At 70.1% G+C, this 13,625-nt stretch carries 13 protein-coding genes; 3 read left to right on the top strand and 10 right to left on the bottom strand.

The annotated features are described in order from the left end of the window. Window positions 1-27: 27 nt before the first annotated feature. Window positions 28-1,152, bottom strand: a complete 1,125-nt coding sequence (locus G6N45_RS12220) for a TDT family transporter (RefSeq protein WP_264060698.1) — start codon at window positions 1,150-1,152, stop codon at window positions 28-30. A gap of 91 nt (window positions 1,153-1,243) precedes the next feature. Between G6N45_RS12220 and G6N45_RS12215 the strand changes: the two genes are divergently transcribed. The 3 genes from G6N45_RS12215 to G6N45_RS12205 are packed head-to-tail and all read left to right on the top strand — an operon-like array spanning window position 1,244 to window position 4,120. Next, window positions 1,244-2,578, top strand: a complete 1,335-nt coding sequence (locus G6N45_RS12215) for a sensor histidine kinase (protein WP_163722578.1) — start codon at window positions 1,244-1,246, stop codon at window positions 2,576-2,578. After that, complete coding sequence (locus tag G6N45_RS12210) at window positions 2,566-3,210, top strand: response regulator transcription factor (RefSeq protein ID WP_057148144.1); 645 nt, start codon at window positions 2,566-2,568, stop codon at window positions 3,208-3,210. Before G6N45_RS12215 ends, G6N45_RS12210 begins: the two co-directional genes overlap by 13 nt. Window positions 3,211-3,247: 37 nt before the next feature. After that, window positions 3,248-4,120 (top strand): DUF4097 family beta strand repeat-containing protein, encoded by an 873-nt coding sequence (locus tag G6N45_RS12205; protein WP_246228964.1) that lies wholly within the window; start codon window positions 3,248-3,250, stop codon window positions 4,118-4,120. Here G6N45_RS12205 and G6N45_RS12200 read toward each other — a convergent pair. From G6N45_RS12200 to G6N45_RS12160, 9 genes are all read right to left on the bottom strand, one after another. Then, the gene (locus G6N45_RS12200; protein WP_163722577.1) at window positions 4,117-5,136 is read right to left on the bottom strand and encodes a nitronate monooxygenase; all 1,020 of its coding nucleotides are present in this window, start codon (window positions 5,134-5,136) and stop codon (window positions 4,117-4,119) included. The genes G6N45_RS12205 and G6N45_RS12200 overlap by 4 nt on opposite strands. 25 nt (window positions 5,137-5,161) lie before the next feature. Next, window positions 5,162-5,638 (bottom strand): Rrf2 family transcriptional regulator, encoded by a 477-nt coding sequence (locus tag G6N45_RS12195; RefSeq protein ID WP_163722576.1) that lies wholly within the window; start codon window positions 5,636-5,638, stop codon window positions 5,162-5,164. A gap of 9 nt (window positions 5,639-5,647) precedes the next feature. Then, window positions 5,648-6,247 carry a cysteine hydrolase family protein gene (locus tag G6N45_RS12190; protein WP_163722575.1) on the bottom strand — a complete coding sequence of 200 codons (600 nt, stop codon included), beginning with the start codon at window positions 6,245-6,247 and terminating at the stop codon, window positions 5,648-5,650. Window positions 6,248-6,256: 9 nt separating this feature from the next. Then, window positions 6,257-6,997: a 3'(2'),5'-bisphosphate nucleotidase CysQ gene (locus G6N45_RS12185; RefSeq protein ID WP_163722574.1), complete on the bottom strand. Its 741-nt coding sequence runs from the start codon at window positions 6,995-6,997 to the stop codon at window positions 6,257-6,259. Continuing rightward, window positions 6,994-8,838: a sulfate adenylyltransferase subunit CysN gene (gene cysN, locus G6N45_RS12180; protein ID WP_163722573.1), complete on the bottom strand. Its 1,845-nt coding sequence runs from the start codon at window positions 8,836-8,838 to the stop codon at window positions 6,994-6,996. Before cysN ends, G6N45_RS12185 begins: the two co-directional genes overlap by 4 nt. Before the next feature lie 31 nt (window positions 8,839-8,869). Next, complete coding sequence (cysD, locus tag G6N45_RS12175; RefSeq protein WP_407664321.1) at window positions 8,870-9,802, bottom strand: sulfate adenylyltransferase subunit CysD; 933 nt, start codon at window positions 9,800-9,802, stop codon at window positions 8,870-8,872. A gap of 95 nt (window positions 9,803-9,897) precedes the next feature. Further along, window positions 9,898-10,389: a beta-class carbonic anhydrase gene (locus G6N45_RS12170; protein ID WP_163722571.1), complete on the bottom strand. Its 492-nt coding sequence runs from the start codon at window positions 10,387-10,389 to the stop codon at window positions 9,898-9,900. Window positions 10,390-10,437: 48 nt separating this feature from the next. Beyond that, window positions 10,438-12,333, bottom strand: a complete 1,896-nt coding sequence (locus G6N45_RS12165; RefSeq protein ID WP_163722570.1) for an ArnT family glycosyltransferase — start codon at window positions 12,331-12,333, stop codon at window positions 10,438-10,440. Continuing rightward, window positions 12,330-13,610: a bifunctional glycosyltransferase family 2/GtrA family protein gene (locus tag G6N45_RS12160; protein ID WP_163722569.1), complete on the bottom strand. Its 1,281-nt coding sequence runs from the start codon at window positions 13,608-13,610 to the stop codon at window positions 12,330-12,332. The genes G6N45_RS12165 and G6N45_RS12160 overlap by 4 nt, the downstream gene beginning before the upstream one ends. Window positions 13,611-13,625: the final 15 nt, after the last annotated feature.

The raw sequence follows: 13,625 nt of genomic DNA, 5'->3' as shown, positions 1-13,625 counted from the left end.
GCCGACATCGGTCAGGAGGTCAAGTGGTCAGACCAGTAAATCTTTGGCCGCCCGGATCGGACCCGGCGCCGGCGGCGCGAACAGACCCCCTCGCAGTCCGCCGCGCAGCGTGCGCACCGCCACCAACAGCCACGTACTCAGCAGCCCCAGATAGGCGATTGCGGCAGCCACCCGGAACGCCGGCAGTCCGGTGTGCGCCGCCAGTTGCGTCGTCCCGGTGACGAACGTGCCGACCGGGAAGGTCAGGCTCCACCAGGTCAGCGCGAACGGCATCCCGCGCCGCAGCGTGCGAACGGTCAGCGCCGTGGCCAGCCCGATCCACAGCACGGCGAAGCCCCACACCGGCACGCCGTAGAGCACGGCGAACATGCTCATGCCGTCGGCCAGCCGCGGGTCGACGGCCAGCGCCGCGTCTGTGCCGAGAAGCCCTGCGACCGTGATGGATTGGCCGAGCGGACCGAGAACGATCCACAAGGTCGGGACGCGAGCGGTCGCGGAGGTGCCGAAATGCGCCAGCCGGCTCCACACCATCGTGATGATGATCAGCGAGGCGACCAGAGACAGCCCGAACATCGCGAGACAGCCGTAGAACATCGTCGCCCGGCCAGTACCCGGCGCCATGTGCGGGATCAGCAACGCACCCGTCGCCGCCGCAACCATCGGCGGCACAACGGGCATCAGCCAGCCGCCGAACGCGGCATCGGGTTCCAACCGGTACTGCGTGAACATCAGATACGGGATGCTCATCGCGGTGATCAGCCCGCCGAGGGTGCCCGCGGTCCACAGCACCCACGCCGCGTCCACGGCCGCGCGCTCGCCGATGAGATCCCTGCCGACCAGCAGCGCTCCGGACGCCACGGTGAGCAACGCCATCGGTGCGGCCCCGTAGAAGTGCGCCATCTGCGGGTTGCGGACGTGGCTGCGCGCCACCACGGGAGTGCGGACCCAGTGCCCGACCATCGCGATCAGCAGCACGATCAGCCACAGCGCGGACGCCACCCACACCGCGAGGGCGAAGCCCCGCAGGCCGGGTACGTGCAGCGGCAGGGTCGCGCCCGCGGTCGCGACGATGCCGGTGCCCATCACCGAGGCGAACCAGTTCGGTCCGAGGTAACTGAGGATCGCCGGCCCCGAGCCGGCCCTGTCGGTCACCACGACAGTATGGCGAGCCGGGGGTTAGCCCCCAGAGGAGTCTCGGGAAAACGCTGTGTCGCGGACGCACCACGGTCCCTAGGTTGGTGTCATGACCGCAACAGCAGACACCGAGGAGATCGTCGGCGCCGGGTCCGCCGTCGTGGCGCAGCCAACGCCGGCGCAACCGCGGGTGCGAGGCCTCGGTCTCGTGCCGACCGCCTCGATGGTCACCGGAGCCGCGCTGGCAACCGTCTGGTTCTGGATCCCGTTGGGCCTGCTCGTCATCGGCATCTCGTCCATCCCGAGCGTCATCGGCTTCGTGCTGGCCGCCGTCGTGTTCGTCTACGTGATGCGCGGCGTCGACCGTGTCGAACGGGTGCGCAGCGAGGCGGTTTTCGGCATGGGCATCGGGATCCCGCCGCGAAGGTTGTCCACCTACACCGGCTTCCAACGATGGGCCCACCAGCTCCTGCTGGACATCAGCAGCGCTCGGTTCTGGAAAACGGTGGCGCACCACTATCTTCGGATGACCTACGACATCCTGATCACCGGTCTGGCGCTGGCGCTGTTGGGGTTCACGTTCCTGGCTCCCGCGGCGGCCATCGCGATCGGCAACAGTGACGCCGATGCGGGGCTGTCGTTCCTGCCGACCCCGGTGGCCTGGCTGCTGGCCGTGGTGGCGCTCGCCGCCGCGGTGGTCCTGCTGATCTTCGCGCCGGCGCTCGACGCGACGATCGACCGCTGGCTGCTGTCGCCGTCGCCCACCGCCGCCTTGCAGTACCAGGTCAGCGCGCTGGCCGACGCCCGGCAGGGTGCGGTCACCTCCGCGCAGACCGAACGGCATCGCATCGAGCGCGACCTGCACGACGGTGTGCAGCCGCGACTGGTGTCCCTCGCCATGACGATCGGCCTGGCCCAGACGAAACTCGACACCGATCTGCCCGCGGCCAAGGCGCTGATCGCCGAGGCGCACGACGACGCCAAGACCGCCCTGGTGGAGTTGCGCAACGTGGTTCGCGGCATCGCGCCCACGATCCTTTCCGACCGTGGCCTCGACGCCGCGCTGTCGGCGGTGGTGCAGCGCGCCACCAACTCGGGAGTGCCGACCACGCTGAGCGTGCACCTGCCCCGGCGGCTCCCCGAGGAGGTGGAGGCATGCGCGTACTTCGTCGTCGCCGAGGCGTTGACCAACGTCACCCGGCACTCCGGCGCGACGCAGGCCGCGGTCACCGTCCGGCTCGACGAGGCGGCAAACCTGCTGCACGTCACCGTGTTCGACGACGGCCGTGGAGGTGCGCGGATCGTCCCCGAGGACGCCGGCGCCGAAGCCACCGGACTGCGCGGCCTCGACGAACGCGTGCGGGCTGCGCGCGGCACCTTCGGCGTGTCCAGCCCCGTCACCGGTCCGACCGTCATCACCGCGGTGCTGCCATGCGCATCGTGATCGCCGAGGATTCGGCCCTGCTGCGGGCGGGCATCGAACGGATCCTCACCGACGCCGGACACGAGGTGGTTGCCGGCGTGCCCGACGCGACCAACCTGCTGCGGCTGGTGAACGAGACGCGACCGGACCTGGCGATCCTCGACGTGCGGATGCCGCCGACGTTCACCGACGAGGGCATCCGCGCCGCGGCTCTGCTGCGCAGCCAGAATCCGGAGTCGCCGGTGCTGGTGCTCTCGCACTACGTCGAGGAGCGCTACGCAGCGGACCTGATCGCCTCGGACACCAGAGGTTTCGGCTACCTGCTCAAGGACCGGGTGGCCGACGTCCCGGCGTTTCTCGACGCCGTGGCCGTGGTGGGGGCCGGCGGCACCGTGCTCGACCCGGAGGTGGTGTCGCAGATCCTCGTCCGCTCGCACCGCCGCAACGTCCTGGACGCGCTGACCGCGCGCGAGCGCGAGGTGCTGCAGCTGATGGCCGAGGGCAAGACGAACTCCGCTATCGCCGCGGCCCTGCACATGTCGGTCGGATCGGCCGAGAAGCACATCGCCTCCATCTTCACCAAGCTGGGCCTCGCTCCCGACGACAGCGGCAACCGCCGTGTCCTCGCAGTACTCAGGTACCTCGAATCCTGATACCTCGAATCCTGTTCGCGCGGAAAGGACTTCACCCGTGACCACCACCATCGCCCCTCCCTCTCCTCCCCCGCCGATGTCCCCGGGCGGGCGCACCGCGCTGCGCGCCGTGCTGGTCGGCGCCGCCGGGGTGCTCGTCGTCGGCACCGTGCTGTCCCTGGGCGTCTTCGCCTGGGGCGTCAGCACGTTCCGCGTCGTCACCGACAGCGTGGCTCTGCCGGCGACGCTGCGTTCGATCGCCGTCGACACCGGCTCGGTCCCGGTGATCGTGCGCATCACCAGTGACCGGGAGGCTCGCGAGCCGCGCGTCGACATGACGATGGTGAACTCGGCCCGTGCCGGCTCCGATCCGTTGGCGGTGGACGCCGACGGTGCCTCGGCACGCGTGACGATCGACGCCGAGCAGTCTCCGATCCTGGACTGGGGCCGCGCGTCGCAGATCACCCTTGTGCTGCCGGCCGAGTTGGCGCGGCGCACCACCGTGACGACCCAGCAGGACACCGGTGTGGTGATGCTGCAGGCCGACATCGACCAGCTGGTGGCCCGCACCCGCGACGGCGCGGTGGTGCTGAGCGGCTCGGCGCGCGACATCGACATCAGCAACTCACACGGCGACGTCGACACCCGCGACGCGGTGTCGGTGTCCGAGACATTCAAGGCCACCACGCAGACCGGCGACATCGACGTCGACTTCGCCGGCGCCCCCAAGACGCTGGACGCCCGGACCGACAACGGGGACGTGACCGTCGCGCTGCCTCAGCCCGGACCGTACGTCGTCGACGCGACGACGGGCCAACCGTGGGGTTCCACCATGGTGCGCGTGCCGCAGACCCGCGATTCCCGCGCCGCCGCCTCCGTGGTGACCGTCCGCTCCGGAACCGGCGACGTCACCGTCGAAGAGCTGCGCTAACCGTTTGTGAGCTTGTCGATGATCGCGGCGACGGGGGCGGCCTCGGCGAGCCGGAAACCGGTGCCGGCCCAGATGTTCACCCCGTGCGGGTCGCCGGCGCGGACAGCCGCCGCGCGCAGCGGGCTCGTCAGATAGTGCACCTGGGGATAGCCGAACGGGGCGCCCGCCTCGTGCTCGTCGACGAACCGGTTGTGCAGCCCGCGCGCATACCGGCCCGAAAATGCTTTGGTGACAATGGTTTCGGTGAACTCCGGACTGGTCAGCGCCGCCCGGTGCACCGGCGTGCTGCCGGCCTCGTCGGCGAGCAGGAACGCGGTGCCCAGCTGTGCGGCGACGGCGCCTGCCTGACGCACCCGGGCGATGTCGGCGGCGGTCATCAACCCGCCGGCGGCCACCACGGGCAGATCGAGCGCGGCGGCGATGCCGGCCAGCAGATCGTCGAGGGACTCCTCCGAGGGCCGCGCCGTCGCGTCGAACGTGCCGCGGTGCCCGCCTGCCGCCGGTCCCTGGGCGACGAGCACGTCGACGCCGCGGTCGGCCGCCACCCGGGCCTCGGCCAGCGTGGTCACCGTGCCGGCGACCGTGATGCCGGCACCGCGCAACCGCCCGATCTCCTCGGCGTCCGGCAGGCCGAAGGTGAAGGACGCCACCGCCGGCCGCACGTCGAGCAGGACCTCGAGCTTGCCCTGCCAGGCATCGTCGTCGATCCGGGGCTCGCCGAGCGCCGTACCGTATCGCTGCGCGTCGGGCGCCAGCTCGGCGGCGTACGCGTCGACCGCCTCGGCGGTGCCCGCGCTGGGCTGCGGTACGAACAGGTTGGCGCCGACGGGGCCCGAGGTCAGCCGCGTCGCGGCGGTCAGGCGCTCGGCGAACGCGTCGGCGCTCAGGTAACCGGCCGCGACGAAACCCAGCCCGCCGGCGTTGGTGCCCGCCGCGGCGAGCTCCGGAGTCGAGGGGCCGCCGGCCATCGGAGCGACCGACACCGGCGCGGCGAGATCACGGAAATCGAAGGCCATCGGAGCTTTCCTCCCAGTCTGGGTTCTAGGTGACGGAGCGGCCGCGCTGCTCCTCCTGCGCGCGGTAGTCGTCGGCGAGCACCCGGACATGGTCGGGCAGGTGCCCGGCGGCGACGTCGGCCAGGCTCGTCTTCTCGAGCACCGACCGCATGCTCGCCCGCAGCGCCCGCCACACGTCGGTCAGCGCGGCGGTGGGTCCGCTGTAGGGCAGATCGCCCAGCCCGATGTCACGCACGCTGGCCAGCGGGCCGTCGATGCAGCGCAGCACATCGGCGATGCTGATCTCGGTGGCCTGGCGGGCCAGCTCGTACCCGCCGTCACGGCCGCGATGGCTGCGCACGAGCCGGTCGGTACGCAGATCGGACAGGATGTCGACCAGGAACTGCGCCGGAATGCCCTGCGCCTTGGCCAGGTCCTCGGTCTTGATCAGGGCGCCGTCGTCAGCGGTGGCGAGCTGAACCATCGCGCGGATGGCATATTCCGCCTTCGCCGACATCCGCATGGGGCCAGGCTAACCGGGGATGTCCGCCGCTTTCGGCACGACCACGGCGAACAGGTCGGCGATCGCCGCCAGGCTCGCCGCCTGGATCGCCGCGGCGGGCACCGGGTCCTGCTCCAGACCGGGCAGCGCGCGCGTCGCGGTCGCCGCGGCGACGACAGTCGGGGCGTAACCGAGGTTGAACGCGCCACGCGCCGTGGAGTTCACGCACATGTGCGTCATGAATCCCGCGAGCACGAGGTTGCGGGCGCCGAGTGACTCCAGCCGGTCGGACAGTTCGGTCTGCACGAACGCGTTCGGATAGTTCTTCACCACGATCGGCTCGGTCTCGCGCGGCGCGACCCGGTCGACGATGGCGCCGCTCTCCCCGTGGATGTCGTACAGCGAGCCGGGGCCGTCGTCGTGCTGGATGTGGATGACGGGGATGCCCGCCGAGCGGGCACGGTCCAGCAGTACGGCCGCCTCGTCGAGCGCTGCGTGCACGCCCTCGAGCTCCATCACCCCGTGGGTGTAGGTGTTCTGGCAGTCGATCATCACCAGCACCGACTCGTCGAGGCCGACCGGAGTCAGCGGCAGCCCGGCCAGCGCGCGCATCGTATTGGGTTCAGCCACGTCCGCAGCCTACCGCCGGGCCGTCACCGCCAACACCGCATCGGCCAGCTCGGGCCGGCAGACGATCAGGTCCGGCAGCTTGGAGTCGCGCTGGTTGTAGATCAACGGCGAGCCGTCGATCCGCGACGTGTGCAGACCTGCCGCGCGAGCGACCGCGACGGGGGCCGCCGAGTCCCACTCGTACTGTCCGCCCGCATGCACGTAGACGTCCGAAAGGCCCTGCACCACCGACGCCACTTTCGCACCGGCCGAACCCATTTCGACGAGCGTGCCGCCAAGGGCGTCCTTGACCTCCAGCGCGACGGCCGGTGGCCGGGTGCGGGAGACGACGATGCGCGGCGATCCGGGTTGCGCGGGCGGTGCGGGCACCGTCGGGGTGGCCAGCGTGATTCCTTGCGCCGGCAGCGCCACCGCGCCGGCCACGAGTTCACCGGATTCCCACAGCGCGACGTGCACGGCCCAGTCGGTGCGGCCCAGTTCGGAGAACTCCCGGGTGCCGTCCAACGGATCGACGATCCACACACGGGTGGCCGACAGCCGCACGGGGTCGTCGACGCCCTCTTCGGAGAGCACGGCGTCATCGGGCCGCTCGGCGGCCAGCGCCTCCATCAGGAAGTCGTGAGAACGCTTGTCCCCCGCCGCCTTCCGCTCGTCGGAGCTGGCATCGGCGAACTCGGCCCGCACGTCGAGAAGCAGCGTGCCCGCCTCGGTGGCCAGCCGCGCGGCCACCTCGTGGTCGGTGGCGGTCACGGAGTGGACTCCAGCAACTCGATGACCCGGTCGGCCAGTGCGTCGAGGGAATGCTCGTGCGTCAGGTGCAAGTCGGGGTCTTTCGGTCGCTGGTAGGGGCTGTCGATGCCGGTGAAGTGGGTGATCTCCCCGGCGCGGGCCTTGGCGTAGAGCCCCTTCGGGTCGCGGCGCTCGCAGTCCTCGAGCGGGGTGTCCATGAACACCTCGAAGAAGTCGAGCCCCGCCGCGGTGGTCACCTCGCGCGCCAGCGCGCGATGCTCCTCCAGCGGGCTGATCGCCGGAACGAGCACCACCTGGCCCGAGTCCGCGAGGATGGCCGCGATGTGAGCGAGCCTGCGCTGGTTCTCGGCGCGGTCGGCCATCGAGAAGCCGAGATCGGCGTTGAGGCCGTGACGCAGGTTGTCCCCATCGAGAACGTAGGCAGGGGTTCCCTTTTCGAGGAGCTTCTGCTCGACCAGCATCGCCACCGAGGACTTGCCCGAGCCCGACAGTCCGGTGAACCACACCGTGCGGCCCTTGGACAGCCGGTCCTCCGCGGTGCACAGCGACTGGTGCCGCACGGTGTTGGGACTCGCCGTCCGCGCGCTCACGTAGGGCAGGATCATCCCCGCCGCCACGGTGCCGTTGGTGTGGGGGTCGATGAGGATGAAGGACCCGGTGGCGGCGTTGCGGCTGTACTCGTCGAGCAGCAGGGGCACCTGGCTGCGCAGCGACACCCGACCCAGCTCGTTGAGTTTCAGCGCCGTGGCGGTCTTGTCGCGGTGCAGGGTGTTGACGTCGAGCCGGTAGTCCAGCGCGGTGACCCGCACGCGGGTGGTCCTGGTCGTGTGCTTGATCAGGTAATCGCGGCCCGGCTCCAGCGACGCCTCGTCGGCCATCCAGCACACGGTCGCGTCGAACTCCTGGGTGACCCGCGGCTGGTTGTTGGGCCGGGCGATCAGGTCGCCGCGCGAGATGTCGATGTCGTCGGCCAGGCTGACCGACACCGCCATCGGCGGAAACGCCTCCTGCACAGGGCCGCCCGGGCCCTCGATCGCGGTGATCCGCGACGACTTGCCCGTGGGCAGCACGACGACCTCGTCGCCGGGCCGCATCACGCCGCTCGCCACCGTGCCGGCATAGCTGCGGTGATCGGCGTGCTCATGGGTCTGCGGCCGGATCACGTACTGCACCGGGAAGCGGACGTCGACGAGGTTGCGGTCGCCCGCGATGTAGACGTCCTCCAGGTGGCTCAGCAGGCACGGACCGTCGTACCACGGCGTGACGTCGGACTTGGTGACGACGTTGTCGCCGTTCAGCGCCGACAGCGGAATCGTGGTGACGTCCTGGACGTCCAGCCGCGCGGCGAACTCGTGGAACTCCTCGCGGATCTTCTCGAACCGTTCCTGGCTCCAGTCGACGAGGTCCATCTTGTTGACGGCCAGCACGATATGGCGGATACCGAGCAGCGACGCCAGGAACGCATGGCGGCGCGACTGCTCAAGCAGGCCGTGGCGGGCGTCGACGAGCACGATCGCCAACTGCGCCGTCGATGTCCCGGTGACCATGTTGCGGGTGTACTGGATGTGGCCGGGGGTGTCGGCGATGATGAATTTCCGCTTGGCCGTGGCGAAATAGCGGTAGGCGACGTCGATCGTGATGCCCTGCTCACGCTCGGCGCGCAGACCGTCGGTCACCAGGGCCAGGTCGGTGTAGTCGTGTCCGCGTTCCTTCGAGGTGCGCTCGACAGCGGCGAGCTGGTCCTCCATCACGGCCTTGCTGTCGAAGAGCAGCCGGCCGATCAGCGTTGACTTACCGTCGTCGACCGAACCGGCGGTCGCGATGCGCAGCAACGTAGCCATCTTTATTTCCCCCGTCGCTTCGCTCGCCCCATCAGAAATACCCCTCGCGCTTGCGGTCTTCCATTCCTGCCTCGGAAATCCGGTCGTCGGCACGGGTGGCGCCGCGCTCGGTGAGACGGGAGATGGCCGTCTCGGCGATCACCTCGGACACGGTGGCCGCGGTCGATTCGACACAGCCGGTGCAAGTGACGTCGCCGACCGTGCGGAACCGCACGGTCTTCTCGATGATCGGCTCGTCCTTGCGCGGCTGCAGGAACTTGTGCACGGCCAGCAGCATCCCGTCGCGTTCGAACACCTTGCGCTGGTGCGCGTAGTAGATCGACGGCAGGGCGATCTTCTCGGCACCGATGTAGGACCAGATGTCGAACTCGGTCCAGTTGGACAGCGGGAAGGCGCGGATGTGCTCCCCCTTGTGGTGCCGCCCGTTGTAGAGGTTCCACAGTTCGGGCCGCTGATTCTTCGGATCCCACTGGCCGAACTCGTCGCGGAAGCTGAACACCCGCTCCTTGGCGCGGGCCTTCTCCTCGTCGCGGCGGGCTCCGCCGAACGCGGCGTCGAACTTGTTCTCCCGGATGGCGCGCAGCAAGGTGAACGTCTGCATCGGGTTGCGCGACGGGATGGTCTCGACCACGCGGCCGGCGTCGATGTCGTCCTGCACCTTCGCCACCACCAGGCGCACGCCCGACTCGGCGACCAGCTGATCGCGCGCCTGCAGCACCTCGTCGAAGTTGTGGCCGGTGTCGACGTGCATCACCGGGAACGGCAGCCGGCCGGGCCGGAACGCCTTGATCGCCAGGTGCAGCATGACGATCGAGTCCTTACCGCCCGAGAACAGCAGCACCGGACGCTCGAATTCGGCAGCCACCTCTCGGATGATGTGGATGGCCTCGGCCTCCAGCGCGCGCAGGTGGCTCAGCTCGTAGCGCCCCGCGTTGGGGGCGATCTGTTCGGTCGCGGTCATCATTTCCCTGTAATGTTGGTTGATTTGACCAGATTTACGATCATCAACGGGGAATGTAGCCGCCGACCGGCGGATGTGTCAACGCCGGCCGAGTGTTTCTACAGCGTGACCTCGGCGAGCTTGCCGGTCGCGACGTCGAAGACGAAACCGCGCAGCGATTCGTGCTTGGTCACGAACGGGCTTGCCTCGATGCGGCGCAGCGACTGCCGGACGTCCTCGTCGACGTCCTGAAAGGCCTCGGCGGCCCACTCGGGCTTGAGGCCTGTCTCATCCTGGATCTGCTGCTTGAAGCCATCGTCGGTGAAGGTCAGCATCCCGCAATCGGTGTGGTGGATGAGGATGATCTCCCGGGTGCCGAGCAGACGCTGGCTGATCGCCAACGAGCGGATCTCGTCGTCGGTGACGACGCCGCCGGCATTGCGGATCACGTGCGCCTCGCCGTCGGCGAGCCCGAGGATGCGGTACACGTCGAGCCGCGCGTCCATGCAGGCGACCACCGCGACGTGCTTGCTGGGCGGCAGCGGCAACGGGCCGGAGAACGTCTTCGCGTACTCCTGGTTGTTCAACAGGTACTCGTCTGTCACCGACATGGCGCGACCATAAGGGAACGGCCGCGCCATGTCACGGGTAAGAATCCGTCAGCGCGCAAGGTCGTAGACCGTCGTGCCGCCGACGTCCATCGGTGCGAAGGTCTTCTCGACCCACGCGGTGATCTCAGCGGCAGCGCCGGAGTCACCCCTGGGCCCGCGGTGCCCGCCCGCGATGAAGTAGCGCACCTGACCGTCGGCCACATAGGCCTGGAACTGCGCCAGCGTGGGTGAGTCGTCGCTGCCGGTGAAACCGCCGATCGCCATCACCGAGGTGCCCGTCTGCAACTCCAGACTGCCCGCGGTCATCGAGCCCACGCTCGCCGCGGCCCAGCGGTTGTCGGTCACCTTCACGAGATTCTGCAGCTTCGTGTTCTCGGACACCGCCTTCCCGAAGCCGCCGGGCCCGTCCGGGCCACCGGGGCCACCTGCGCCGCCGGGGCCTCCGAACCCGCCGAAGTCGGCGTGCGCCGCGGCGGGACCCGCCATGGCGCCGGGGCCGCTGGGGGCGTGCGCCGCCGTCTCGATGGCGTAGGCCGCTGACCCGGCACCGCCGAGCAGGATCGCCGCAGTCGCGACCGCGACGGTGAACCGGCCGAGCCGGTGCACACCGGCGGCGATGATCGCGGCCACGATGATCGAGCCGACCAGCACCACCCACCGCAGCCAGGGCTGCCAGTCGGGCGCCCGGTCGAGCAGGATGAACGACCACACCCCGGTGACCGCCGACATCACGGCCAGCACTGCGCGCGGCGCCCAGAACTGCCTGCCGCGCCACAGTTCGGTCGCGCAGATGCCGACCAGCGCCGCCACTGCCGGCGCCAGCGCCAGCGTGTAATACGGGTGGATGGTGCCGTCCATGAAGCTGAAGACGGCGGCGGTGACCAGCAGCCATCCGCCCCACAGCAGCAGGCTCGAGCGGACGGCCGCCGTGCGCGCGGTGCGGCGGGTGAACCACAGGCCGGCGACCAGTCCGATCAGCGCGGCGGGCAGCAGCCAGGAGGCCTCGGCGCCGAACGACGCCCCGAACATGCGCCCGATGCCGGGCTCGCCGCCGAAGAACAGGGCCGCTCCCCCACCCGGGCGATCGCCACCGCCGGGCATGCCCCCTTCACCGCCCATCACGCGCTGAATCCCGTTGTAGCCCAATGCGAGTTGCAGCAGGCTGTTGTCCGTGGAGCCGCCGATGTAGGGCCGCGAGTCGGCGGGCCACAGGCTCACCAGCGCCAGGAACGGACCGGCGGTCGCGATCATCGCGGCCGCCCCGGCGGCCAGCTTGCCGACGCGAGGCCAGAACGCGACCGGCGCGGCGACCAGGAACGCGATCGCCAGACCGGGCACGACGAGGAACGCCTGCAGCATCTTGGTCAGGAACGCGAAGCCGAGCACCACACCGGTGCCCACCACCCAGCGCGTGGCGCCGGACTCGATCGCACGCACCATCAGGTACGCGGCGACCACGAGCAGCAGCACCAGCAGCGCATCAGGGTTGTTGTACCGGAACATCGAGGCGGCCACCGGCGTGACGGCGAGCGCCAAGCCCGCGAGCAGGCCCGCGCCGGGCGCGCTGACGCGGCGCACCGCGGCGTAGAGGACACCGACCGACGCCACTCCCATCAGGGCCTGCGGCAGCAGCATCGTGAAGGGGCTGAAGCCGAAGAGCCTGCCGGACAGCGCCATCACCCAGATGGCGGCGGGAGGCTTGTCGACGGTGATCGCGTTACCCGCGTCCAGCGAACCGAACAGCCAGGCCTTCCAGCTCTGGGTGCCGGCCTGTGCGGCGGCGGCGTAGAAGTCGTTGGCCCAGCCCGAGGAGCCGAGGCCCCACAGGTAGAGCACGGCGGTGCCGGCCAGCAGCGCCACCAGGGCGGGGCGTGTCCAGCGGTTCGGCCGCTCGGGCGACGGAGCGGGCGTGGTGCTCACCGGGATGTCGGCGGCGAGTGTCATCGAACGAATCCTTCTGTGACGGTGCGACGCGGGTGGAAGACCCAGCCGCGCAGCAGGACGAAGCGGACCACGGTCGCGAGCAGGTTCGCCGCGATGAGCACGGCGAGTTCGAGCATGCGGTGTGGTGCCGCGGCGGTGGCGTGCAACAGGCTCAGCGACCCGCTGGTGATGGTCAGGGCGATGCCGAAGACGAGCAGCCCCTCGAGATGGTGCCGGGCCAGCAGGGCGCGGCCTGCCGCCCCGAAGGTGAACCGCCGGTTGGCCGCGGTGTTCCCGATGGCGGTGAGCAGCAGGGCGAACAGGTTCGCCAGCTGCGCGCCCACGGCACCCTGCAGTAGCACGAACAACAGCACATAGGCCGCGGTGGACGCGACGCCGACGGCGCCGAACCGCACCACCTGCCGCAGCAGCGAACTGGGTGCGGCGGAGCTGCGCGACGAACCGAGTTGAGCCGCAATGGTGTTCACCGGGATCGCGCCGGTGGCCAAACCCCGCAGCAGCCGGCCGATGCCCCGCAGGTCGGCCGCTGCCGTCGCGACGATGTCGACGCGGCTGTCGGGATCGTCGACCCAGTCGACCGGAACCTCGTGGATGCGCAGTCCGCTGCGCTCGGCGAGCACCAGCAGCTCGGTGTCGAAGAACCAGCCGGTGTCTTCCACGTGCGGCAGCAGACGTGCGGCCACGTCGGCGCGGATGGCCTTGAAACCACACTGCGCGTCCGAGAAGCCGGCCGACAGCGTGGATTTCAGGATGAAGTTGTAGCAGCGGGAGATGATCTCCCGCTTCGGGCCACGGGTCACCTGCGCGCCGCGGGCCAGCCGGGTGCCGATCGCCAGGTCGGAGTGCCCCGAGATCAGAGGGGCCACCAGTGGTCCCAGCGCGGCGAGGTCGGTCGAGAGGTCGACGTCGGTGTAGACCAGCACCGCTGCGTCCGATGCGGACCACACGTGGTGCAACGCCCGGCCGCGACCCTTCTGCTCGAGGCGCACCACCCGCACGTCGGTCAGCTCGGCGGCCAGCGCGGCGGCGATGCGCGGGGTGTCGTCGGTGCTGGCGTTGTCGGCGATCGTGATCCGCGCCGGGAACGGCACCGCGTCGCCCAGGTAGCGGTGCAGCCGGTGCACCGAGGCGGCCAGCGCGGCCTGCTCGTTGTAGACGGGAACGACGACGTCCAGCACGGGCGCCCCAGTGGCGCGCGCGGTCCGCGCGGCATGCGGTCGCCGTTCGAACGGAATTCGGCCGCAACGTGTCTCGGCCACGAGCTCGGTGTCTGTCATGACGTCCATGTTCAG

The sequence above is a fragment of the Mycolicibacterium psychrotolerans genome (genome assembly GCF_010729305.1).
In the GTDB taxonomy this organism is placed as follows: domain Bacteria; phylum Actinomycetota; class Actinomycetes; order Mycobacteriales; family Mycobacteriaceae; genus Mycobacterium; species Mycobacterium psychrotolerans.
This window is presented reverse-complemented; position numbering and strand designations above follow the sequence as displayed.

Bases quoted from the DNA above. Each gene is read 5' to 3' on its own strand.
- G6N45_RS12215 (WP_163722578.1), top strand. From the start codon at position 1,244: ATGACCGCAACAGCAGACACCGAGGAGATCGTCGGCGCCGGGTCCGCC.
- G6N45_RS12210 (WP_057148144.1), top strand. From the start codon at position 2,566: ATGCGCATCGTGATCGCCGAGGATTCGGCCCTGCTGCGGGCGGGCATC.
- G6N45_RS12200 (WP_163722577.1), bottom strand. From the start codon at position 5,136: ATGGCCTTCGATTTCCGTGATCTCGCCGCGCCGGTGTCGGTCGCTCCG.
- G6N45_RS12195 (WP_163722576.1), bottom strand. From the start codon at position 5,638: ATGCGGATGTCGGCGAAGGCGGAATATGCCATCCGCGCGATGGTTCAG.
- cysN (WP_163722573.1), bottom strand. From the start codon at position 8,838: ATGGCTACGTTGCTGCGCATCGCGACCGCCGGTTCGGTCGACGACGGT.
- cysD (WP_407664321.1), bottom strand. From the start codon at position 9,802: ATGATGACCGCGACCGAACAGATCGCCCCCAACGCGGGGCGCTACGAG.
- G6N45_RS12170 (WP_163722571.1), bottom strand. From the start codon at position 10,389: ATGTCGGTGACAGACGAGTACCTGTTGAACAACCAGGAGTACGCGAAG.
- G6N45_RS12165 (WP_163722570.1), bottom strand. From the start codon at position 12,333: ATGACACTCGCCGCCGACATCCCGGTGAGCACCACGCCCGCTCCGTCG.
- G6N45_RS12160 (WP_163722569.1), bottom strand. From the start codon at position 13,610: ATGACAGACACCGAGCTCGTGGCCGAGACACGTTGCGGCCGAATTCCG.